The following is a 21,350-nucleotide window of genomic DNA, read 5'->3' on the forward strand; positions in this document are numbered from 1 at the left end:
CTCACCCGAACACCGCATGGGTGATGGTGCGGTACCAGTCCTCGGCGTAGGCCGCCTCCTGCCGGCGCACGGTGTCGGGCGCGTCGACCGGGCTGGTCCCGCCGGCGCCCTCGACATCGGCAAGCACGCCCTTGTCCGGGCGGTACACCCCGGCGACCGAGATGCCGTAGCCCGGCGCGACGAGGCTGTAGCAGGTATTGATGAGCTTCGGCGGCTCGGGCACCCGCCCGGCCAGGAGGTCGATGACGGCCTCGGCGCAGACCTTGGCTTGCGCATTGGCCGCGAAGGCGGATTTCGGCATCGCGCCGGCGATGGCCGCATCGCCGACGACGTGGATCCGCGGCACCAGCCGCGATTCGAAGGTGACCGGATCGATCGGGCACCAGCCCGACCGGTCGGCGACGCCGGCCGCCGCGGCGATCGGCGCCGCGCGCTGGGGCGGAATGATGCAGGCGACGTCGGCCTTGTAGGTCTCGAAGTCGGTGGCAACGGTCATGGCGCCGGGATCGACCGCCGTGACCTGCCCGCCCGAGGCGAGCGGCACGTAGTCGAGGATGCCGGGATAGAGCGCCTTCCAGGCCTGCTCGAACAGCTTCTGCTTCGAGAAGGTGTCCTTCGCGTCGAGCACGATCAGCTTGGCGCGGGGCTTCCGGGTCTTGAGAAAGTAGGCGATCAGGCTCGCCCGCTCGTAGGGGCCGGGCGGGCAGCGATAGGGATTGGCCGGCACCGACAGCACCACCGTGCCGTTATCGGGCATCGCCGCGAGTTGGCGGGCGAGGAGATCGGTCTGCGCCCCCGCCTTCCAGGCATGCGGCATCCTCTCGGCAGCCGCCGCGTCGTAGCCCGGCAGGGCGTCGAAGCGGAGCGCGATCCCGGGCGAGAGGATCAGCCGGTCGTAATCGAGGGTGGATCCGTCGGCGAGGCGGACCTGTCGGGCGGCGCCGTCGATCGCCGCGGCTTTGGTCCTCGCCACGATGACGCCGCTCGCCCGCAGGCCGTCATAGCCGAAGGCCTGCGCCGAGAGCGGGCGAAGGCCCGCGATCACCTCGTTGCTGAACGGGCAGGCCCAATAGGTCTCCGCCGGCTCGACCAGGGTGACGGCGACGCCCGCCCGGTGCAGCACCCGCGCGGCGGTGGCGCCGCCGAAGCCGCCGCCGACCACGACGACGCGCCCGTGCGCGCCCTGCGCCAGGGCAGGGCGAGGGAGGGCGGCGGCGGCGAGTCCCGCCAGCACCGCCCGGCGGACGATCGTCGTCACTGGCCGCCTCCTGCGATCCACTCGGCGATCGCCCGGCTCTCCTCGTCCGAAAAGCCCTTGGCGATGCGGGTCATCACCGTGGCCGGCCGGGCGCCGGTCCGGAAGGCGGTGAGCGAGGCCGCGATGTCCTCGGCCGACTGACCGGCCAGGCTCGGCACCGCCCCACCCGGGGCCCCGTGGCACCCGGAGCAGGACGAGGCGCCCGGCGGCGAGGCCGCCGCCGGGCTCGCGAGGAGCAGGAGCAGGAGAACGGACCTCACGCGCGCTTCAGGTCCGTGCGGCTCGCCGGGATCCGGCGTACCCGCTTGCCGGTGGCGGCGAAGACCGCGTTGAGCACGGCGGGCGCCGCCACCGCGATCGTCGGCTCGCCGACGCCGCCGATGAAGCCGCCGGACGGCATCAGGATCGCCTCGACTGCCGGCATCTCGTCGAGGCGCAGCACCGGGTAGGTGTCGAAGTTGGTCTGCTCGATCCGCCCGTCCTTCACCGTGCATTCGCCGTAGAGCGCCGCCGACAGCCCGTAGACGAAGGAGCCGGCGACCTGCGCCTCGATCTGCTGGGGATTGACCGCGATGCCCGGATCGGTGGCGGCGACGATGCGGTGAACCTTGATCCTGCCGTCGTCGCCGACCGAGACCTCCGCTGCGGCCGCCACGTAGCTGCCGAAGCCCATGATCTGGGCAAGCCCCCGATGCACGCCGGACGGCGGCTTGGTGTCCCAGCCGATCCGCTCGGCCACCGCGTTCAGCACGGCGAGGTGCTTGGGGTGCTTCTCCATCAGCGAGCGCCGGAAGGCGAGGGGGTCTTTTCCTGCCGCATGCGCCACCTCGTCGAGGAAGCATTCGAGGTAGATCGCGTTCGGGTTGGTGTTCACCCCGCGCCAGAAGCCCGGGATGATCGGCGGGTTGCGCATCGCATGATCGATGAGGAGGTTCGGGATCGTGTAGCCGATCGCGGCTTCCGCCCCGCCGGGATTGAGGCCCTGGAAGGTCACCGGGTCCTTGCCGTCGGGCCCAAGGCGCCCCGGGATGATGCCGGCCAGGATCGACTGGCCGGAGATCCGCATGTGCAGGCCGGTGAGGTTGCCGGATTCATCCAGCGCCGCCCGCATCCGGCACTGGGTGACCGGGTGGTAGCGGCCATGGGTCATGTCCTCCTCGCGGGTCCAGATCAGCTTGACCGGAGTGCCGGGGAGTTCCTTCGCGATCAGCACCGCCTGGCGCACCCAGTCGTGGGTGGCGCCGCGCCGGCCGAAGCCGCCGCCGAGATGGATTTTGTACACGTCGCATTGGCGGGCCGAGAGACCGGCGGCCTCGGCCGTCGCGGCCAAAGCCGCCTCGCCGTTCTGGGTCGGGGTCCAGACCTCGCAGCGCTCCGGCGTCCAGCGCGCCGTGGCGTTCATCGGCTCCATCGTGGCGTGGTTCTGGAACGGGTAGGCATAGGTCGCCTCGACCACCTTGGCGGCGCCTTTGAGCGCAGCCGCCGCGTCACCCGCCTTGTTGCCGATGAAGGCCTCGGGCGCGTCCAGGCCCTCCTTCAGCATGGCGGCGATCGTCTCGCTCGACACGCCGGCATTCGGGCCCTCGTCCCACACGATGGTGAGCGCCTCCACGGCCGTCTTGGCGCGCCAGAACGTGTCGGCCACCACCGCGACCGCGCTGTCGCCGACCCGCACCACCTTGCGCACGCCGGGCATCTTCTCGACTGCCGCGGCATCGACGCTCTTCACCGTGCCGCCGACCACCGGGCAGTCGCGGATCGCGGCGTTCAGCATGCCGGGGAGCTTGAGATCGATGCCGTAGACCTGCGACCCGTCGGTCTTCTCCACCGTGTCGAGGCGCTTCAGCGGTTTTCCGGCGATGATCCAGTCCTTCGGATCCTTGAGGACCACGTCCTTCGGCACCTCCATCCGGCCCGCACTACCCGCGACCGTGCCGAAGGTGGTGGAGCGGCCGGACGCCGGATGGCTGATCGTGCCCCGCTCGACCCGGCACTCGCCGGGCGGCACGTTCCACTCTGCTGCTGCCGCCGCGACCAGCATCGTGCGGGCGGCGGCGCCGCCCTGGCGCACCGCGACGTAGGATTCGCGGATGCCGCGGCTGCCGCCGGTGGAGAAATCGCCCCAGGCACGGCCGCGGGCGAGGTTCTGGCCCGGGGTCGGATACTCGGTCGTCACCTTGGTCCAGTCGCAGCCCAGTTCCTCGGCGACGAGCTGGGCGAGTCCGGTGAGCGTGCCCTGGCCCATCTCCGAGCGGGCGATGCGGATCACCACGGTCTCGTCCGGGCGCACCACCACCCAGGCATTGACCTCGGGCGAGGTGGCACCGGAGGCGGCTTGCGCGGAAGGCAGATCGAAGCCGAGGGCCAGGCCGCCGGCCGCGGCGGCGGAGCCGGCGAGGAAGAAGCGGCGCGACAGGGCGGGGCAAGGGGTCGTCGTCATGGTGTCGGTCATGGCGTGTCCCCTCAGCCGCGGCCGGTTTCGCCGCCCTCGGCGGCGAGTGTGATGCCGGCGAGCACCCGGTTGTAGGTCCCGCAGCGGCAGATATTGGTGATCTCCTGGCGGATCTCGGATTCGCTGGGTTTCGGCTTCTGCGCCAGCAGGGCGGCGGCGGCCATGATCATGCCGGACTGGCAGAAGCCGCATTGCGGCACGTCGAGCGCCGCCCAGGCCTTCTGAACCGGGTGCGAGCGGTCGGGGCTCAGGCCCTCGATGGTCACGATCCTCTGGTTCGGCTCGACGCTCGAGATCGGCATCGAGCAGGAGCGGACCGCCTGCCCGTCGATATGGACCGTGCAGGCGCCGCACTGGGCGATGCCGCAACCGTACTTCGTACCGGTAAGGCCGACCTGCTCGCGGATCACCCAGAGCAGCGGCGTGTCGGGCTCCGCCTCGACCTCCCGCACGGAGCCGTTCACGTTCAGGCGTATCATGGGCGCTTCCGTTCGGGTTGGGCCGGCGCTCGGGCGACGCCGTGGGGGAGGGCGGCCGCGTGGGGCACCGCCGGTGGGCCGTCGATTCGCACCTTTTAGCGCTGACAGCTTCGCGGCGGCCGGCTGTGTCTGTCAATTGACGGATGCGCGAGCGACGCGCGGGCAACCGTCGACGGCGTGCCCCGGCACGGTGGGTCGGCGACGCGATTCGGGCTCGCCGGTAACCACTCCTTGACGCTCCCGGGCGGCGACCCGCTCTTCACCCCCCGGCAAGCATCTTTGCCAACCGGAACGACAGGTTTCCCGGCGGATTATCGCTCTGCTCAAAAGGTCACGCTCGAGGACCGCAGGGATGTACAAGCAGAGTGGATGGACCGCGGCGGCGATCGTCGCGGCGACGATGGCAGCCGGTCCGGCGGCCGCGCGGGAACTGGTCGCCTTCGACGCGGCGGCGGAGGCCGGCACGGTGGTGGTGCGCACCGCCGAGCGGCGGCTGTACTTCGTCAACGGCGACGGGACGGCGATCCGCTATCCGGTGGCGGTCGGCAAGGCCGGCAAGCAATGGACCGGCTACGCCCGCATCGACGGAAAATATCTGAGGCCGGCCTGGTCGCCACCCGACGAGGTGAAGCGGGACAATCCCCGACTGCCGGAGGTGATCGCCGGCGGCTCGCCGAGCAACCCCATGGGGGTGGCTGCGCTCACCCTCGACCGGGGCGAATACGCGATCCACGGCACCAACCGGCCGGGCTCGATCGGCACCTTCGCGTCCTATGGCTGCATCCGGATGTACAATCAGGACGTGGCCGATCTCTACGGCCGCGTCCAGGTCGGTACGACGGTGGTGGTGACACGGTGACACTTCAGGTTGCTTGATGGGGAGCGACGGCTGCCGCGCGTGACCCTCCCCCCTCTGCGGGGTAGGGTTCACGCACGGCTTTCGTCACGCCCGCACTCGCACCTACACAGCCTCCCATGTCGCGGACAGCCCGTGCAACCCCCCTCAGCCCTCGCGCCCCTGCCTTACGCGGGCGGCGAGGTCGCCTCGACGGCGGTGAAGGTCTCGAGGATGCGGTAGGTGTGCTCGGCACCCGCCGGCACCAGCCAGGAATCGCCCGGCTCCAGCCGTACGGTCTGGCCCTCGACCACCAGCTCGGCCCGGCCGGCGATCACGTAGCCGACGGTCTCGTAGTCGCGGGCAGCGCTCGGCTTGTCGTCGGTCGGCGGCTCGTCGACCCACAGCCGCATCGCGACCTGCTTGCCGGAGGCGAGGTAGTGCTGGCCGTCCGGCCCCTGCGGCGCTTGCCCGCCGGAGACCTTCTTGATCGTCGTGTCACCCATGGTCGTCGCTCCTGTCGCGGGTTTCGCGACCCCAACGGAAGCGGAGGGCGGGCGTTCCGGACGTCAGGTCACCGCAAGGTCGCGGCGATCGCCCGCTGGATGCCGCGGATGTCGGCCCCGCGCTTCAGGGTGCGGCTGATCGGGTCGGGCCGGCCCGAGACCCAGATCGTCAGCTCCGAATCGAGGTCGAAATTGCCGGCATTCTCGATCGAGAACGAGGTGATCGCCCGGTAGGGCACCGTGAGGTAGGAGACCTTGCGACCGGTCACGCCCTGCTTGTCGACCAGGATCATCCGCCGGTCGGTGAAGACCATCAGGTCGCGGATCACCCGGAACGCCACCTGCACGGTCTCGCCCGGCACCAGCATCCCGTCGAGTTCCTGCGCCACCGCCTCCGGCGCCGCATCGCTGCCATGGCCGAGCAGGCCGTCGAGCAAGCCCATCGTTACCTCCTCAGAAGTCGGTCGCCAGCCCCTTCACCTCCCAGTCGTCGTAGCGCACCGGCTCCAGGCCGCCGCGCCCGTTGATCTCGCGCTCGCGCCGGATCTCCTCCGCCCGGGCGTCGATCTCGGCCCGCCGCGCCTCGGCCTCGGCCAGTGCCCGCTGCGCCGCCGGGGACAGGGTCCTGGAAGGAGTCTCGCTCTCGCTCATCGATCGGGTCTCGCTCGGTCTCGACGTCGCGGCGCTTGCATCTCGGGCGGCCGGATGCCACCCCGGGGACAAGGGCCGCCGGTTCCCTTCGAGGTGGAGGGCGCGGGCGGCAGCGTCAAGATCAGGCCCGCAGGACGGGCGAGGCGCGCGCGGGCCGTTCCAGGCCTGTGGGCGCGGTGGAGTGAGGATGGACGGACAACATAACGGCGGCGCAGGATCGGTGGGCGCAGGACCCGAGGCCGCCGGCCTGCCGGCGCGGCGCCTCGCCTGGGGGATCGTAGCGGACCTGCTCGGCAAGAATCGCGGTACGGCGCTTGAGGACGTGATGGAGCCGGTCGTCCACCGGGCCGCGCTGCCGCCGCAGGATGCCGGCCTCGCCCGCGCCATCGCCACCACGACGTTCCGGCATCTCGGGGTGATCTTCAACGCCCTCGACCAGTGCCTGGCGAAGGGATTGCCGGAGGACCAGCCGGGCCTCGTCGCGCTCCTCGCCACCGGGGCGGCGCAGATCCTCTACCTCAACGTCCAGGACCACGCCGCCGTCGACCTGGCGGTGCGCCTCGCCAAGGCCGAGCCCGGTCTCCAGCACCTCGGCGGACTCACCAACGCCGTCCTGCGCCGGATCGTCCGCGAGCGCGACGCGATCCGCCAGGAGGGCGACGCCGAGCCGCTGCGCCTCAACACGCCGGGCTGGCTCGCGCAGCGCTGGATCAAGGCCTATGGCGAGGAGACGGCCCGGGCCATCGCGGCGGCCCATGCGCGCGGGGCGGGGCTCGACCTCACCCTGCGCCCGGGCGCCGCGCTTCCCGACGGCCTCGACGGGCGGCGCCTGCCGAGCGGCTTGAGCCTGCGCCTCGACGATGCCCGCACGCCGGTGCCGGATCTGCCCGGCTTCGCGGACGGCGCCTGGTGGGTGCAGGACGCCGCCGCGGCGCTGCCGGCCCATCTCCTCGCCGTGCGGCCCGGCGAGCGGGTCGCCGATCTCTGTGCCGCGCCCGGCGGCAAGACCGCCCAGCTCGCGGCCAGCGGCGCCACGGTGCTGGCGGTCGACCGCTCGGCCCCGCGCCTGCGCCGGCTCGAGGCGAACCTCGCCCGTCTCGGTCTCTCGGCCGAGGTACGGGCGGTCGATGCGCTCACGCTGCCGGAGGACCAGCCCTTCGATGCGGTGCTCCTCGATGCGCCGTGCAGCGCCACCGGCACGGTACGGCGCCACCCGGATGTCGCCTGGTCGAAGCGCGAGAGCGACCTGCCCCGCCTCACCGCGCTCCAGGCCCGGCTCTTCGACAAGGCGGCGCGGCTCACCCGCCCGGGCGGGCGCCTCGTCTACTGCACCTGCTCGCTGGAGCCGGCGGAGGGCGAGGTGCAGGCCGAGACCTTCCTCAAGCGCCATCCGGGCTTCGTCCGCCGCCCGATCACGCCCGAGGAGGTCGGCGACCCCGCCGTCGTCACGCCGTCGGGCGACCTGCGCACCCTGCCGTCGCACTGGCCCGACGAGGGCCGCGGCGGGCTCGACGGCTTCTACGCGGTGCGGCTGGAGCGGCTCGGCGCGTGAGGAACCTGTTCACGGGGCGGTCCGGCGGTTTGACCCCGCGATGATCCTTGACCATTCCTTGAGCGTGGCCGCCCGTCGCCGGCCAGCGGGGAGGAGGTGGCGTGGGTTGGGGGCCTGACCGCTGGCGATTCTACCGGCTCGTCGGGCACGAGGCGGGGCGCGTCCTGCGGGGTGCGGCCGTCCGCGCGACCTCGCGCCCCTCGGCGCTCGCCCGCCTGCGCCCGACCGGCCTCGTCATCGCGCCGCAGGACCTGCGCACCAGCGACCCGACCATCGCGGCCGACATCTATGCCGGCCTGTTCGTGTTCGCCGGCCGGGCCCTCGCTACCGGCGGGCGCTCGCCCTTCGACTTCGCGCCGCCCTCGCCGCAATGGGGCGAGGCGCTCTACGGCTTCGGCTGGCTTCGCCACCTGCGTGCCGCCGAGAGCGCGCTGTCGCGCGCCAACGCCCGCGCCTTCGTGCAGGATTTCATGGCCGGCCGCGGCGATCCGGTCCTGGCCCAGCGCCCCTCCGTGGTCGCCCGTCGGCTGATCTCGCTCCTGTGCCAGTCGCCCCTGGTGCTGGAGGGGGCCGACCACGCCTTCTACCAGGCCTTCCTGAAGCTGATCGGGCGCTCCACCCGCAGTCTCGACCGGGCGCTGCGCCGCGGCGTGATGCCCCGCGACCGGCTCGTCTGCGCGGTGGCGCTCGCCTATGCGGGCCTGTGCTGCGAAGGCTTCGAGCCCGTCCTGCGCCGGGGCACGCGGCTCCTCCACCGCGAGTTGACCCGCCAGATTCTGCCCGATGGCGGCCATCGCAGCCGCGATCCGGGCTTTGGCAAGGACCTGCTCCTCGATCTCCTGCCGCTCCGCCAGAGTTTTCTCAGCCGCGACATCGCCCCGCCGGACTCCCTGCTCAACGCCATCGACCGGATGCTGCCGCTCCTGCGCCTCCTGCGCCACGGCGACGCCTCGCTCGGCCACCACAACGGCATGGGGGCGACCGCCGCCGACCAGCTCGCCACCCTGCTGGTCTATGACGGCGCGCTGGCCAAGCCCCTGATGCACGCGCCGCATTCCGGCTACGCCCGCCTCGAGGGCGGGGGCGGCACCCTGGTGGTGGTCGATATCGGGACCGCTCCGCCGCCGGCCTATTCGGCGCTGGCCGGGGCCGGCTGCCTGTCCTTCGAGCTGTCCTGCGGGCCGCAGCGGCTGGTGGTGAATTGCGGCATGCCGGCCACCGGCGAGGAGATGCGCGAACTTGCCCGCACCACCGCGGCCCACTCCACCGCGTGCCTCTCCGATTCCTCCTCCTGTCGGTTCCTCGCCCTGTCGCAGCCGGGCCTGATCCATCCGCTCGCCGCCTGGCTGAAGCGCCGGATGGGGCCGATCGTCGTGCGCGGTCCCGAAGAGGTCACGGTCGAGCGCGGCACCGACGCGGCCGGGGCCGGCGTGCTCGCCGCCCGGCACGACGGCTACGCCCCGACGCTCGGCTTCCTGCACGAGCGGCGCTGGCGCCTGCACCCGGACGGCGCCCTGCTGGAGGGCCATGACGGCTTCGTGCACGACGCGAGCGGACGTGGGGGCTCGGTCGAGGCGGCGATCCGCTTCCACCTCCACCCGACCGTTCGGGCGAGCCGGGTCGGGCGCGGCGTGCGGCTCGCCGGAGCCGGCGCGCCCTGGCTGTTCGAGGCCGACGAGGTCGATCCGGTGATCGAGGAGAGCGTGTTCTTCGCCGCCTTCAACGGGGCCCGCCGCACCGAGCAGATCGTGCTGCACCTCACCGCCACGGACGGCACCCGGGTGGGCTGGCGCTTCCGCCGCCTGGCGGCGTGAGCCCGCTCCTTCGCTCTCGTCCCGTCCCGGTTCTTGATCCGGTCCGTCCCGCCGAAAAATTTCCTCGGTTCTCACCCATTTGAGGGTTTCGCGGCGACAATCGACCGGTTTTCGGGCAGCGGCCGTGCTACAACCCTGCGCCGAGTCGGGCCTGGGCGGGAAATCCACGGGATGAAGCTGGACGCGCCCACCCTGGTGACCGTGACCGTCTTCGTGATGGTCGTCATGGGCGCGCTGTACCTCCTGTCCTGGAGCCAGGCCCGGCAGACCCGGGCGCTGGGCTTCCTCGGGGCGGCCCAGGTGGTCGGCGCCGCCGCGGTCACGCTGTTCGGCCTGCGCGGCGTCATTCCGGACTGGCTGTCGATCGGGCTCGCCAATGCCGTGATGCTCGGGGCCTTCGGGCTGATCTGGGGTGGCGCCCGCTCGTTCGAGGGGCGGCGCGTCCCGTTCGCCTGGCTCGCCGCCGGCCCGCTCCTCTGGCTCGCCGCCTGCCTGGTGCCGCCCTTCTACGCCTCGCTCGGCGCCCGGGTGATCCTGTCCTCGGCGATCGCCGGGCTCTGCTGCACGCTCGCCGCCCGCACCCTCTGGCACCATCGCGGCGACCGGCTGCCGTCGCGGGCCCCGGCGGCGATCCTGCTCGCCAGCGAGGGGCTGCTGATCTGGGCGCGGATCCCCGCCACCCTGGTCCTGCCGGTCCCGCCGACCGGCACCCCGACCCAGACCGTCTGGGTCGCGATCCTGTGCTTCGTCGCCCTGCTCTACACGGTGGCGGTCTCGGTGCTGTTCATGGCGCTCGCCAAGGAGCGCCTGGAGGCCGAGCAGCGCCGCGTCGCCGGAACCGACCCGCTCACCGGCATCGCCAATCGCCGGGCGCTGGCGGCCGAGGCCCGCCGCGTCCTAGCCGCCGGACCCGTCGCCCTGCTGCTGTTCGATCTCGACCACTTCAAGCGGGTCAATGACACCTTCGGCCACGCCGTCGGCGACGCGGTGCTGATCGGCTTCTGCGCCGCCGCCCGCCAGGTCCTGCCGGCGGACACCGCGTTCGGGCGCCTCGGCGGCGAGGAATTCGCCTGCCTCCTGCCGGGCGTCGGCGCGGCCCAGGCGGCCTCCGTCGCCGAGACCGTGCGCCTCGCCGTGGCGGCGATGCGCCCCGACCTGGTGCCCGGCCTCGCCGTCACGGTCAGCGTCGGCGTCGCCAGAAGTTCCGGCGCCGGGGGCGCGGGCGATTTCGAGACCCTGCTCGGCCTCGCCGACCGGGCGCTCTACCAGGCCAAGGCGCAGGGGCGCGACCGGGTGGTGCTTGCCGGGCCGGGGTTGCGGCAGGTGGCGTGAGGCGGCGGCTTTCTGCGGCAAGCCTCCCGGTGCAGCCCGGATCCCGCATCCGCCCGGCTTGTCGTCCCTTGGCCGGCTCCTAAGACAACCCCATCCCACGTAGGCCGGGCGGATCGCCCGGCGCCAGATGAGGGCATGCGCCATGGACTATCGGCAGTTCGGCCGCTCCGGCCTCAAGGTTCCGGTTCTGAGCCTCGGCACGGGCACCTTCGGGGGCAACAACGAGTTCTTCCAGCGCTGGGGCCGGACCGACGTCGCCGAGGCGAGCCGGATGGTGGACCTCTGCCTCGATGCCGGGGTCAACTTCTTCGACACCGCCGACATCTACTCGCAGGGCGCCTCCGAGGAGATCCTGGGCCAAGCGCTCAAGGGCAAGCGCGACCGGGCTTTGATTTCCACCAAGGCGACCTTCCCGATGGGCGAGGGGCCGAACGACAAGGGGTCCTCGCGCTACCACCTGGTGCGGGCCTGCGAGGCCAGCCTGAAGCGCCTCGGCACCGACCATATCGACGTCTACTTCATGCACGGCTTCGACGCGCTCACCCCGGTCGACGAGACCCTGCGGGCGCTGGACGACCTCGTCCGGGCCGGCAAGATCGGCTATATCGGCGCCTCGAATTTTTCCGGCTGGCAGCTGATGAAGGCGCTCTCGACCTCCGAGCGCTACGGGCTCGCCCGCTACGTCGCCTATCAGGGCTACTACTCGCTCGTCGGCCGCCATTACGAGTGGGAGCTGATGCCGCTCGGCCTCGACCAGGGCGTCGCCCTGATGGTCTGGAGCCCGCTCGGCTGGGGCCGCCTCACCGGCAAGATCCGCCGCGGCGCCAACGCCAGCGGGCGCATCAAGGCGGGCGGCGCCGAAGGGGGACCGCCGGTCGCCGACGAGGCCCTGTTCCGGGTCGTCGACGTCCTCGATGCCCTCGCCGCCGAGACCGGTCGCAGCGTGGCGCAGGTGGCGCTCAACTGGCTGCTCAGCCGCCCGACGGTGGCCAACATCGTGGTCGGCGCCCGCAACGAGGAGCAGCTGAAGCAGAATCTCGGTGCCGTCGGCTGGAGCCTCGATCCGGCCCAGATCGCCCGCCTCGACGCGGCGAGCCACGAGACGCCGATCTATCCCTACTGGCACCAGAAGGGCTTCGACGAGCGCAACCCGAAACCGACCACCTGGTAGCCCTGCAATCGCCAGCTGATCAAATGCGCTCGCACAACTCCCAATTCGTGCATCGCGCGGGCGGGTGAGCTGGAGTATCAAATGATGCTCGAATCCCCGGCTCGGCCGAGCCGGGGCCGGACGGTCCCGCTCCGGGGCCCGCTCCCGCGACTCAAGGTGCCCGATGGCGCATGAAGGCGTCCACGATCCCGTCCTCGTCGGCCTGTCGATCGCGATCGCCATGCTGGCGTCCTTCGTGGCGCTCGACCTCGCCGGCCGGATGACGGCTGCGACCGGCTGGGCCCGGCGGGCCTGGCTCACGGTCGCCGCCCTGGTGCTCGGCGGCGGCGTCTGGTCGATGCATTTCGTGGCGATGCTGGCCTTCCGCCTGCCGGGCCTCGACATCACCTACGATCTCGGCCTCACCCTGCTCTCATTCGCGCTGCCGGTCGCCGTCACGGCGTTCGGCCTCGCCATCGCCCAGAGGCGGAAGGCCGGGTCGGGCGCGATCGTTGCCGCGGGCGTCGTGACCGGGCTCGGCATCGCCTCGATGCATTATACCGGCATGGCGGCGATGCGGCTCCCCGCCACGCTCCACTATGATCCGGCCTGGGTCGCCGCCTCGGTGCTGATCGCGGTCGGGGCCGCCACGGTGGCGATCCGGCTGGCTTTGGCCGAGAGCGGGCTTCCCCTGCGTGTCGCGGCCTCCGGGGCGATGGGGCTCGCCATCGCGGGCATGCATTACGCCGCCATGCGGGGCCTGCACGTGTCGCAATCGGGCGGGGCCGACCATGCCGGGATCGGTGCGGGGGTCGACCAGATCCGCCTCGCCGTCGGCGTCACCGCGGTCACCTTCCTGGTCCTCACGCTCGCGCTTGCCGCCGCGGCGATCGACCGTCGCGTCTCCCAGCGGGCCGCCCGCGAAGCCGCGGCCTTGCGCGCCAGCGAGGAGCGCTACCGCCTGCTCCTGCAGAGCGTGACCGACTACGCGATCTTCATGCTCGACCGCGACGGCGTGGTGGCGAACTGGAATGCCGGCGCCCGCCGGATCAAGGGCTACGAGGCCGAGGAGATCGTCGGCACCCACTTCTCGCGCTTCTACACCGCGGAGGACCGGGAGGCGGGCGTGCCGGCCCGGGCGCTCGCCACCGCGGCCGGGCGCGGCAAGTTCGAGGCCGAGGGCTGGCGGGTGCGCCGGGACGGCACGCGGTTCTGGGCCAGCGTCGTCATCGACCCGATCGTCGGCGAGGACGGCCGGCTCGTCGGCTTCGCCAAGGTCACCCGCGACATCACCGAGCGCAAGGCGGCGCAGGAGGCCCTGCTCCAGGCGCAAGCGGCCCTCGCCCAGGCCCAGAAGATGGAGGCGGTGGGCCAGCTCACCGGCGGGGTCGCCCACGACTTCAACAACCTGCTGATGGCGGTGCTGGGCAGCCTCGAATTGCTGCGCAAGCGCCTGCCCGACGATCCCCGCCTGCTGCGCCTGCTCGACAATGCGGTGCAGGGCGCCGAGCGCGGCGCGGCGCTCACCCAGCGCATGCTCGCCTTCGCCCGGCGCCAGGAGTTGAAGCCCGAGGCGGTGGATCTCGCGCGCCTCGTTTGCGACATGACCGATCTGCTCCGGCGCTCGATCGGTCCGGGCGTGCGGATCGAGACGCGCTTTCCCGCCGGGCTGCCGCCGGCCCTGGTCGATGCCCACCAGCTGGAGCTCGCGCTCCTCAACCTCGTGGTGAATGCCCGCGACGCGATGCCGGCGGGCGGCATCGTCACGGTCGCGGCCCGGCTGAGTGAGGCGGAGCCGGCCGGGGAAGACGGGCTCGATCCCTGCCTTCCCGCCCTCGGCCTCCCCATGCTCTGCCTTTCGGTAGCCGATACCGGGACCGGCATGGACGAGGCGACCCTCGCCCGGGCGCAGGAGCCGTTCTTCACCACCAAGGGCGTCGGCCGGGGCACGGGCCTCGGCCTCTCGATGGTGCACGGCCTGGCGGCGCAGTCGCGCGGCCGCCTGGTGCTGCGCAGCCGGCCGGGCACCGGCACCACCGCCGAGATCTGGCTGCCGGTGGCGGCGCCCGAGGCCGCGTCGGCGCCCTCGCCGGGGGAGGCGCCCTCCGGCCGCGTCCCGCTCCGCCCCGTGGCGCCGCAGGTGGTCCTCGTCGTCGACGACGATCCCCTGGTGCTCGAGAACACCGCGGCGATGCTGGAGGACCTGGGCCACCGGGTGATCGAGGCCCGCTCCGGCCGGGAAGCCCTGGAGCTGATGCGCCGCGCCCGCACCCTCGACCTGGTCCTGACCGATCACGCCATGCCGGAGATGACCGGGCTCCAGCTCGCCGCCCGCCTCGCCGCCGAGCGGCCGGCGCTCCGGCTCATCCTCGCCACCGGCTATGCCGACCTCGGCCCCGACGAGGCCACCAGCCTGCCGCGGCTCGCCAAGCCCTACGACCAGGCGGCGCTGGCCCGGATGATCGAGGCGGTGGTGCGGGGGACGCAGGCCGGTGCGGATGACGACACGGTGGTGCCGTTTCCGAAGAGCGCGTGAACAGGCCGTGCTGGCTTTCCCTACCCGCGACCTCATCCTGAGGTGCCGCGTCAGCGGCCTCGAAGGAGGGCTCCAGATATCACGGAGACGTCTGAAGCCCTCCTTCGAGGCTCCCTACGGTCGCACCTCAGGATGAGGTCGCGGGTGGGAGAGACGATCGCCGACGGTTTCGCGTCGGTGCCGTGTACCGTCCGGGACGTCCGATCAGGACCCTCCGTCCGTGGAGGCGGGCCGCGTTACGCCGCCGGCAGCTTGCGGGCCTTCGCCTCGCGCAGGAGCGCCAGCCCCTCGGGCCCGAGATCGAGCGTGAGGCGCAGCACCTCGTCGGCATAGGCCTGCGGCGTGGTGCCGGCCTGCTTGGCCGCCCGCGAGAGGCGAAGACCCAGCGCCCCGTCGACCGGGATCGAGGTCCCGCGCGGCGCGGGCTCCGCGTGCGGAGCGGCGGGAGCCGGGGAGGCAGCCGGCATCGTGGCGGGTGCGTTGCTGGCGGGAGTCTGGTTGGCGGGAGTCTTGGCCGGCGCGATGTCGGCCCGCGGCGGCAGGCCGAGGGCCTTGCGCCGCCCTTGCGCCGCCAGCCGGTCGGCGCGCTCGTTGCCGGCCTCGCCGGAATGGCCCTTCACCCAGACCCAGCGCACGTCGCGCCGCGCGGCCAGCTCGTCGAGGCGCTGCATCAGCTCGACGTTCTTCACCGGGCCGGTGGTGGTGCGCCAGCCCTTGAGCTTCCAGCCGCGGATCCACTCCGTGACCGATTTCACCACGTACTGGCTGTCGCAGCGCATCTCGATCGCCGCGCCCTCGGGAAAATGCTCCAGCGCCCGGATCGCCGCGGTCAGCTCCATGCGGTTGTTGGTGCTCTGCGGGTCGCCCCCGCACAGCTCGACGGTGCCCTCCGGCGCCTGAATCACCACGCCCCAGCCGCCCGGGCCGGGATTGGGATCGCAGCCGCCGTCGGCATACACGATGGTTCGCATGGCTGCCTTTGCCTGAACGTCAAAAACGGATAGCGGCCTCAACCCCTCGCAAAGGGGCTGCCGGCCGCGCGGGCAGTGTCGGCCCGGAATGGTGAACAAATACCCGGGCGCCCCCGATCGCAACCCGCAACCGGCATCCTGTCCTTGCGCTGGCACGGCGCTTGCGGCTCCCCCAGGATGGACGATGATGAGGCGTCGGGGCGACGTAAGGAACGTCGCAATCGGTCCGCCCGCATCGCCCCCGGATGCCGCAAGAAGAGACGCGCCCCATGCCAGTCGAGCCCGCCGACGCCGTCGACGAGATGTTGCCGCCGGCCCGCCTCGTGCCGCTCGCGCTGCAGCACGTGCTGGTGATGTATGCGGGCGCCGTGGCCGTTCCGCTGATCGTCGGCCGGGCGCTGGGCCTGAAGCCGGAAGAGGTCGCCTTCCTCATCAGTGCCGACCTGTTCGCCTGCGGCCTCGCGACCCTGATCCAGTCGGCGGGACTCTTCGGGTTCGGCATCCGCCTGCCGGTGATGATGGGCGTGACCTTCGCGTCGGTCGGCCCGATCCTGTCGATGGGGGCGCTGCCGGAGGTCGGGCTTCTCGGCATCTACGGTGCGGTGATCGCCTCCGGCGTCTTCGGCCTCTTGGTCGCGCCCCATGTCAGCCGCCTGCTGCCGCTGTTTCCGCCGGTCGTCACCGGCACGATCATCCTGGTCATCGGCATCTCGCTGATGCGGGTCGGGATCAACTGGGCCGGCGGCGGCCAGCCGACCCTGACGAAGATCATCGACGGCGTGCCCGTCGCCGTGCCGAACCCGAATTACGCGCAGGCCGGCGGCCTCGGCATCGCCCTCCTGGTGCTGCTCGTGATCCTCGCCCTGCTCCGCTGGGGGCGGGGCTTCATCGCCAACGTGGCGGTGCTGCTCGGCATCGTCGCTGGCTCGGTCGTGGCGGCGATGCTCGGCCTCATGCATGTCGACAAGGTCGCGGCCGCCCCCTGGTTCGCCCCCGTGCTGCCGTTCCATTTCGGCTGGCCGCAATTCCATCTGGTGCCGATCGCCACGATGTGCGTCGTGATGATCGTGACGATGATCGAGTCGACCGGGATGTTTCTGGCGCTGGGCGAGATCACCGGCCGGCCGGTCTCGCAGAAGGACCTCGCCCGGGGCCTGCGCGCCGACGGGCTCGGCACGCTGTTGGGGGGCATCTTCAATACCTTCCCCTACACCTCGTTCTCGCAGAATGTCGGCCTCGTCGGGGTGACCGGGGTGCGCTCGCGCTATATCACGGTGGCGGGCGGCGTCATCCTGCTGGCGCTCGGATTGCTGCCGAAGATGGCCGCCCTCGTCGAGGCGGTGCCGCAGGTGGTGCTCGGCGGCGCGGGGCTGGTGATGTTCGGCATGGTCGCGGCGACCGGCGCGCGCATCCTCACGGCGGTGGACTTTCGCGGCCAACCGAGGAACCAGTTCGTGGTGGCGGTCGCGGTCGGCTTCGGCATGATCCCGCTGGTGGCGCCGACCTTCTTCCGCAACCTGCCGCACGCGCTGCATCCGCTGCTCGAATCGGGCATCCTGCTCGCCTCGATCGCCGCGGTGCTGCTCAACGCCTTCTTCAACGGGCTGGGCAGCACCGAGCAGGCGGGCCGGGACGCCACCAAAGCTGCGGCCGCCGCCGAACACGTCTGATACGGCTTCCGGAAGATTCCTTCCGGAAGCCGTATCACCAGCCCGCGCGGCGCCTGAGCGAAGCCGCTTTCCGCATCGCGAAGCGATCAATCGGAAAGCGTATGATCCGGATTTCTTCAAGAGGAACCCATGACCCTGCTGCACAAGACCTACGGCAAGGGCCGGGTGCGGGTGATGCGCGTCCACCGCGACGGCGACCGGCACGAGGTGCGCGAACTGACCGTGAAGGCGATGCTGACCGGCGCCTTCGACCGCACCTTCACCGATGCCGACAACAGCGCCACCGTCTCGACCGACACGGTCAAGAACGTGGTCTACATCGTCGCCCGCGAGAACCCGGCCCTGCCGACGGAGGCGTTCTGCCGCGCGGTGGCGCAACGTCTGCTCGACAGCTACCCGCAGATGGAAACGGCGACCGTCACCGGCCACGAGACCCGCTGGAACCGCCTCGCGGTCGATGGCGCCGCCCATCCCCACACATTCACGCTCGACGGCAACGGCCAGCCCTTCGCCCGGGTGGCCCTGTCGCGCGGCGGCGCGACCGTGGAATCCGGCCTGTCGGGCTTCACCTTCCTGAAGAGCACGGAATCGGGCTGGGCCCACTACGTCAAGGATCCCTACACGACGATCCCCGAGACCCACGACCGCATCGCCGCCACCAGCATGGAGGCGACCTGGCGCTGGTCTTCCGAGCCGGCCGATTACGTGGCTGCCAACGCGCTGACCCTCTCGACGCTGCTGCGGGTCTTTGCAGGCAGCTACAGCCACAGCCTGCAGGACAGTCTCTACCGGATGGGCATGGCGGCGCTCGAGGCGGTGCCGGAGATCGAGACCATCACGCTCGCCTGCCCGAACAAGCACTACCTGCTGGCCAACCTCACGCCCTTCGGCCTCGACAACCCGAACCAGGTCTTCATCGCCACCGACGAGCCGCACGGGCAGATCGAGTGTACGGTGGGGCGGTGAGGGGCCGAAGTTTCTAACACGGATACGCCATACGATAGGCGCAGTGCAGTCGCGGACGAGAAGAGGCGCGGGTTTCCCCTCTCCCCGCGGGCGGGGAGAGGGCCGAGCCCTCGTTCAGAGGGCGCGGCAAGCCCGCAGGGCGAGGGTGAGGGGGCGTTTCCGGAGTAGCCTCACTCGTTGACACCCCCTCACCCTCGCTCCGGCTTTCGCCTGCGCTCCTTTCGCCCCCGGCAAGGGGGGCGAAAGCCTCTCCCCGCCCGCGGGGAGAGGGGGATCCCGCGCCGCTCTCGTCCCGGATGGTCTGGGGCCGGCGAACGTGTAGCGAACCGCTCGGACAGAGCATCAATGCCGCGTCGGGTTCGCCCCCACGGTCTCGGCGGTGAGCCAATCGACCACCTCCGCCAGCGCCTCCCGCGGCGGCAAACCTCGCCCTTGAGCTTCAGTGAACAGGGCGAGCTGGCGGTCGGCGCTGGTGCCGCGGGCGATGATCCAGCGGGCGAGATCCAGCTCGGCCTCGCAGCCCAAGGCTCGGGCATCCTCGGCGACCAGCGCAAGCGTCTCGGCGAGCACCGTCGCCACCGGCCGCGCCGCCCGCGTCGCCTCGCAGACGAAGCTGCCGTGGATGCCGTAGCGCTGCGCCCGCCAGCAATTCTCCGCCGCGATCGCCTGCGAGGCGCCGGTCAGGTCGCGGTGGAGCGCCGGATCGTGGGCGAGGCGGCGCACCAGGCAGCGGTAGAGCGCCGCGACGGCGAGCGCGTCGTCGAGGCGGGTGCAGCTGTCGGCGATGCGCAGGTCGAGGCCGGGGCCGCTGGGGGACGGGCAGATCACCCACCAGACGTGGCGCGGGTCGTCGATGGCGCCGCTCCCCACCACCATGTCGAGGTAGCGGGCGTAATCGGAATCGTCCCGGAACAGCGGCGGCAAGCCGCTGCGGGGCAACTCTCGCGATGCGGCGAGGCGGTAGCCGAGGAGGCCGGTGCGCTGCGCCTGCCAGAACGGCGACGAGGTCGAGAGGGCGAGCAGCAGGGCGAGGTAGGGCTGCATCCGGTTCATCAGGTCGACCCGCGAGACGCCGTCGGGCACCCCGACCCCGACGCTGAGGCCGCAGACGATGGTGCGGCTGCCGACCATCTGGAGGTCGCGCAGCACCCGGCCGCGGGCGGCCTGTTCGCGTGGGCGCACCCGGCTCCACTGGGCCAGCGGATGGGTGCCCGACGCCATCAGGGCGAGGCCGCGGGCGGCAGCCCGCGCGCCGATCTCGCGGCGCAAGGATGCGAGGGTCCGGCGTGCGTCGCCGAGGTCGCTCACCGGCTCGGTCGCCCAGACCAGTTGCGGCTCCATCAGCTCGGTGCGCACCTGGGGGTGGGCGGACCGGCAGGCGGCCAGGAAATCGCGGGTGCGGGCCCGGGCGGCGTCGCGCTTGCCCGCATCGTTGATGAACACTTCCTCCTCGAGGCAGACGTCGAAATCCGCTCGCATACGCAACACCTCCGGCAACAGCGGGCCGCGACGCGCCCATGGTCGCGAGCCGCGAATCGGCTCGCGCCCGCGGGGCGGCTCGGTCAGTCAGCGCTTGAATTGCGGCGCGATCCCGGACGGGCGGCGCCGCGGAAACGGGGCGGATCAGGCCCCGTCAGGCTCTCACGAGGCCTCCGGCCTCATGACACCTGTTGCCGCCCGTCGCCGAGCACGGCCTGGACCAGGGCCAGCACCGCCACGGCGGCGGTGTCGGCGCGCAGGATCCGCGGGCCGAGGGAGAGACGGACGGTGTGGGGACGGTCTCCGATCAGGGTGCGCTCCTCCGGCGTGAACCCCCCCTCCGGTCCGATCACAACGGCCAGCGGGACGGCGGCGTTCCCGGGTGCTGCCTGCCGCAACGCCATGACCGGATCGGCGAGCGGCGCGTCCTCGTCGCAGAACACCAGCAGGCGCTCCGGCGCGAGGCCGGCCAGGGCCTGCCCGAGCGGCGTCGCGTCCCGGATCTCCGGCAGGCTCAAGATTCCGCATTGCTCGGCGGCCTCGATCGCGTTGGCCCGCAACTTGTCGAGCTTGATCCGGTCGCCCTGCGTGCGCCGCGTCACCACCGGCTGGATCAGGCTGGCGCCCATCTCCACCGCCTTCTGGGCGACGTAGTCGAGGCGGGCGGCCTTGAGCGGGGCGAACAGGTAATGCAGGTCGCCCGGCGGCGTCTGCGGCCGGGTTTGGGCCCGCAGCACCAGGTCCGCCGCCTTGCGGCCGGTGGGCTCGATCTCGGCCCGCCACTCGCCGTCGCGGCCGTTGAACACCAGCACCGGCTCGCCCGCATCGCGCCGCAGCACCGAGAGCAGGTAATTCGCCTGCGCCCGGTCGAGGGTGTGCCGTGCCCCCTCCCGCATCGGGATGTCGAGGAAGAGCCGGGGAGCGTTGAAATCGTAGGCTGCCATGGCCGCCCTGCTCGCCGAGTCGGGGGCGGGATGTCAATTGCCGGTCCTGTTGCGCCCACCATGTTGCTGTTCTGCAACAGCGAGCGCCGACCGTGGCCGGAGCGCCTGCCATCGGGCGCATCCCGCATGAAGGCGCCACATTCCTGTGCAGAAAGCACGACGAGGCCGGGAGCGGCACGGAATTCTTCACTATGCCGGGCGCGCCGCGAAAGAATGCGGCCAGACGGTTCGGGGCTGACAGCTTTGGGGGGTTGGGAGATGACTCGCATGCGTGTGACCGTGGCGGCGCTGGCCGGAAGCCTGCTCGGCGCGACGCTCCTCGGCGGGGCCGCCCAGGCCCAGGGCGCCGATTGCTCGGCGATCCAGAAGACCCTGACCGAGCGCAAGGACATCGTCGGCAAGGTCAACGCCGCCTCCCAGGGCAAGAAGGCGAAGATCACCGCGGCCGCCGCCTGCACCCTGTTCACCAAGCTCCAGGCCAACGGCACCGAGGGCCTGAAGTGGATCACCGCCAACAAGGATTGGTGCTCGATCCCGGATTCCTTCGTCGAGGGCTTCAAGGCCGATCACGGCCGGGTCTCGACCCTGCGCACCAAGGTCTGCCAGGCGGCGGTGCAGCAGGCGGCGATGGAGAAGAAGGCCCGCGCCATGGCGGCCCAGCAGCAGCAGGGCGGCGGGGGCGGCGGCCTCCTCGGCGGGCCCGGCCTGACCGGCAGCTTCCGGGTGCCGCAGGGCGCCCTGTGAGCCCGATGCCG

General features: G+C 71.9%; 19 protein-coding genes. 9 read left to right on the top strand and 10 right to left on the bottom strand.

Annotated elements, in window-relative coordinates; all coding sequences use genetic code 11:
* Window position 1: 1 nt before the first annotated feature.
* The 4 genes from AC3AOF_RS01700 to AC3AOF_RS01715 are packed head-to-tail and all read right to left on the bottom strand — an operon-like array spanning window position 2 to window position 4,189.
* Window positions 2-1,258, bottom strand: a complete 1,257-nt coding sequence (locus tag AC3AOF_RS01700; RefSeq protein ID WP_488347508.1) for an FCSD flavin-binding domain-containing protein — start codon at window positions 1,256-1,258, stop codon at window positions 2-4.
* Window positions 1,255-1,518, bottom strand: coding sequence for a c-type cytochrome (locus AC3AOF_RS01705; RefSeq protein WP_488347509.1), 264 nt, complete (start codon window positions 1,516-1,518; stop codon window positions 1,255-1,257). Before AC3AOF_RS01705 ends, AC3AOF_RS01700 begins: the two co-directional genes overlap by 4 nt.
* Window positions 1,515-3,710, bottom strand: a complete 2,196-nt coding sequence (locus AC3AOF_RS01710; protein WP_488347510.1) for a xanthine dehydrogenase family protein molybdopterin-binding subunit — start codon at window positions 3,708-3,710, stop codon at window positions 1,515-1,517. Before AC3AOF_RS01710 ends, AC3AOF_RS01705 begins: the two co-directional genes overlap by 4 nt.
* A gap of 11 nt (window positions 3,711-3,721) precedes the next feature.
* Entirely contained in the window at window positions 3,722-4,189 is a 468-nt protein-coding gene (locus AC3AOF_RS01715) for a (2Fe-2S)-binding protein (RefSeq protein WP_236990811.1), read from the bottom strand.
* A 352-nt stretch (window positions 4,190-4,541) separates the two neighbouring features.
* On the opposite strand from AC3AOF_RS01715, the gene AC3AOF_RS01720 reads away from it, so the two are divergent.
* Window positions 4,542-5,048, top strand: a complete 507-nt coding sequence (locus tag AC3AOF_RS01720; RefSeq protein WP_488347511.1) for a L,D-transpeptidase — start codon at window positions 4,542-4,544, stop codon at window positions 5,046-5,048.
* Window positions 5,049-5,212: 164 nt separating this feature from the next.
* On the opposite strand, the gene AC3AOF_RS01725 is transcribed toward AC3AOF_RS01720, so the two are convergent.
* The 3 genes from AC3AOF_RS01725 to AC3AOF_RS01735 form a co-directional block, all read right to left on the bottom strand.
* The gene (locus AC3AOF_RS01725; protein ID WP_488347512.1) at window positions 5,213-5,530 is read right to left on the bottom strand and encodes a cupin domain-containing protein; all 318 of its coding nucleotides are present in this window, start codon (window positions 5,528-5,530) and stop codon (window positions 5,213-5,215) included.
* Between the two features lie 68 nt (window positions 5,531-5,598).
* Window positions 5,599-5,973, bottom strand: coding sequence for a PH domain-containing protein (locus tag AC3AOF_RS01730; protein ID WP_236990814.1), 375 nt, complete (start codon window positions 5,971-5,973; stop codon window positions 5,599-5,601).
* 10 nt (window positions 5,974-5,983) lie between these two features.
* Window positions 5,984-6,181 (bottom strand): DUF1674 domain-containing protein, encoded by a 198-nt coding sequence (locus AC3AOF_RS01735; RefSeq protein WP_488347513.1) that lies wholly within the window; start codon window positions 6,179-6,181, stop codon window positions 5,984-5,986.
* 187 nt (window positions 6,182-6,368) lie between these two features.
* On the opposite strand from AC3AOF_RS01735, the gene AC3AOF_RS01740 reads away from it, so the two are divergent.
* The 5 genes from AC3AOF_RS01740 (at window position 6,369) to AC3AOF_RS01760 (ending at window position 14,565) form a co-directional block, all read left to right on the top strand.
* On the top strand, window positions 6,369-7,733 hold the full coding sequence (locus AC3AOF_RS01740) for an RsmB/NOP family class I SAM-dependent RNA methyltransferase (RefSeq protein WP_488347514.1): 1,365 nt from the start codon (window positions 6,369-6,371) through the stop codon (window positions 7,731-7,733).
* A gap of 101 nt (window positions 7,734-7,834) precedes the next feature.
* A complete protein-coding gene (locus AC3AOF_RS01745) occupies window positions 7,835-9,547 on the top strand; it encodes a heparinase II/III family protein (protein WP_488347515.1) in 1,713 nt (570 codons plus the stop codon).
* Between the two features lie 171 nt (window positions 9,548-9,718).
* A complete protein-coding gene (locus AC3AOF_RS01750; RefSeq protein WP_488347516.1) occupies window positions 9,719-10,879 on the top strand; it encodes a GGDEF domain-containing protein in 1,161 nt (386 codons plus the stop codon).
* A 142-nt stretch (window positions 10,880-11,021) separates the two neighbouring features.
* Window positions 11,022-12,050 carry an aldo/keto reductase gene (locus AC3AOF_RS01755; protein ID WP_488347517.1) on the top strand — a complete coding sequence of 343 codons (1,029 nt, stop codon included), beginning with the start codon at window positions 11,022-11,024 and terminating at the stop codon, window positions 12,048-12,050.
* Window positions 12,051-12,213: 163 nt separating this feature from the next.
* Window positions 12,214-14,565, top strand: a complete 2,352-nt coding sequence (locus AC3AOF_RS01760; protein ID WP_488347518.1) for an MHYT domain-containing protein — start codon at window positions 12,214-12,216, stop codon at window positions 14,563-14,565.
* A gap of 236 nt (window positions 14,566-14,801) precedes the next feature.
* Here AC3AOF_RS01760 and rnhA read toward each other — a convergent pair whose 3' ends face one another.
* Entirely contained in the window at window positions 14,802-15,536 is a 735-nt protein-coding gene (rnhA, locus tag AC3AOF_RS01765) for a ribonuclease HI (protein ID WP_488347519.1), read from the bottom strand.
* A 269-nt stretch (window positions 15,537-15,805) separates the two neighbouring features.
* Between rnhA and AC3AOF_RS01770 the strand changes: the two genes are divergently transcribed.
* Together AC3AOF_RS01770 and pucL are read left to right on the top strand one after the other, a co-directional pair.
* Window positions 15,806-17,206, top strand: a complete 1,401-nt coding sequence (locus tag AC3AOF_RS01770) for a nucleobase:cation symporter-2 family protein (protein WP_488347520.1) — start codon at window positions 15,806-15,808, stop codon at window positions 17,204-17,206.
* A 129-nt stretch (window positions 17,207-17,335) separates the two neighbouring features.
* Window positions 17,336-18,172, top strand: a complete 837-nt coding sequence (gene pucL, locus AC3AOF_RS01775; RefSeq protein WP_236990823.1) for a factor-independent urate hydroxylase — start codon at window positions 17,336-17,338, stop codon at window positions 18,170-18,172.
* A 342-nt stretch (window positions 18,173-18,514) separates the two neighbouring features.
* Here the strand turns inward: pucL and AC3AOF_RS01780 are convergent, their stop codons facing one another.
* Both AC3AOF_RS01780 and AC3AOF_RS01785 read right to left on the bottom strand, forming a co-directional pair.
* Window positions 18,515-19,651 (bottom strand): YbdK family carboxylate-amine ligase, encoded by a 1,137-nt coding sequence (locus AC3AOF_RS01780; protein ID WP_488347521.1) that lies wholly within the window; start codon window positions 19,649-19,651, stop codon window positions 18,515-18,517.
* Window positions 19,652-19,830: 179 nt separating this feature from the next.
* A complete protein-coding gene (locus AC3AOF_RS01785; protein WP_236990825.1) occupies window positions 19,831-20,595 on the bottom strand; it encodes a 16S rRNA (uracil(1498)-N(3))-methyltransferase in 765 nt (254 codons plus the stop codon).
* Window positions 20,596-20,853: 258 nt separating this feature from the next.
* Between AC3AOF_RS01785 and AC3AOF_RS01790 the strand changes: the two genes are divergently transcribed.
* Entirely contained in the window at window positions 20,854-21,339 is a 486-nt protein-coding gene (locus AC3AOF_RS01790) for a hypothetical protein (RefSeq protein ID WP_236990826.1), read from the top strand.
* Window positions 21,340-21,350 lie beyond the last annotated feature (11 nt).

The organism is Methylobacterium sp. 142-1Y, from assembly GCF_057747795.1.

What these genes read in the sequence shown, in the direction of transcription:
- AC3AOF_RS01710 (WP_488347510.1), bottom strand. Translation starts at nt 3,710, where the DNA reads ATGACCGACACCATGACGACGACCCCTTGCCCCGCCCTGTCGCGCCGC.
- AC3AOF_RS01715 (WP_236990811.1), bottom strand. Translation starts at nt 4,189, where the DNA reads ATGATACGCCTGAACGTGAACGGCTCCGTGCGGGAGGTCGAGGCGGAG.
- AC3AOF_RS01720 (WP_488347511.1), top strand. Translation starts at nt 4,542, where the DNA reads ATGTACAAGCAGAGTGGATGGACCGCGGCGGCGATCGTCGCGGCGACG.
- AC3AOF_RS01725 (WP_488347512.1), bottom strand. Translation starts at nt 5,530, where the DNA reads ATGGGTGACACGACGATCAAGAAGGTCTCCGGCGGGCAAGCGCCGCAG.
- AC3AOF_RS01730 (WP_236990814.1), bottom strand. Translation starts at nt 5,973, where the DNA reads ATGGGCTTGCTCGACGGCCTGCTCGGCCATGGCAGCGATGCGGCGCCG.
- AC3AOF_RS01735 (WP_488347513.1), bottom strand. Translation starts at nt 6,181, where the DNA reads ATGAGCGAGAGCGAGACTCCTTCCAGGACCCTGTCCCCGGCGGCGCAG.
- AC3AOF_RS01740 (WP_488347514.1), top strand. Translation starts at nt 6,369, where the DNA reads ATGGACGGACAACATAACGGCGGCGCAGGATCGGTGGGCGCAGGACCC.
- AC3AOF_RS01750 (WP_488347516.1), top strand. Translation starts at nt 9,719, where the DNA reads ATGAAGCTGGACGCGCCCACCCTGGTGACCGTGACCGTCTTCGTGATG.
- AC3AOF_RS01755 (WP_488347517.1), top strand. Translation starts at nt 11,022, where the DNA reads ATGGACTATCGGCAGTTCGGCCGCTCCGGCCTCAAGGTTCCGGTTCTG.
- AC3AOF_RS01760 (WP_488347518.1), top strand. Translation starts at nt 12,214, where the DNA reads ATGGCGCATGAAGGCGTCCACGATCCCGTCCTCGTCGGCCTGTCGATC.
- rnhA (WP_488347519.1), bottom strand. Translation starts at nt 15,536, where the DNA reads ATGCGAACCATCGTGTATGCCGACGGCGGCTGCGATCCCAATCCCGGC.
- AC3AOF_RS01770 (WP_488347520.1), top strand. Translation starts at nt 15,806, where the DNA reads ATGCCAGTCGAGCCCGCCGACGCCGTCGACGAGATGTTGCCGCCGGCC.
- pucL (WP_236990823.1), top strand. Translation starts at nt 17,336, where the DNA reads ATGACCCTGCTGCACAAGACCTACGGCAAGGGCCGGGTGCGGGTGATG.
- AC3AOF_RS01780 (WP_488347521.1), bottom strand. Translation starts at nt 19,651, where the DNA reads ATGCGAGCGGATTTCGACGTCTGCCTCGAGGAGGAAGTGTTCATCAAC.
- AC3AOF_RS01785 (WP_236990825.1), bottom strand. Translation starts at nt 20,595, where the DNA reads ATGGCAGCCTACGATTTCAACGCTCCCCGGCTCTTCCTCGACATCCCG.
- AC3AOF_RS01790 (WP_236990826.1), top strand. Translation starts at nt 20,854, where the DNA reads ATGACTCGCATGCGTGTGACCGTGGCGGCGCTGGCCGGAAGCCTGCTC.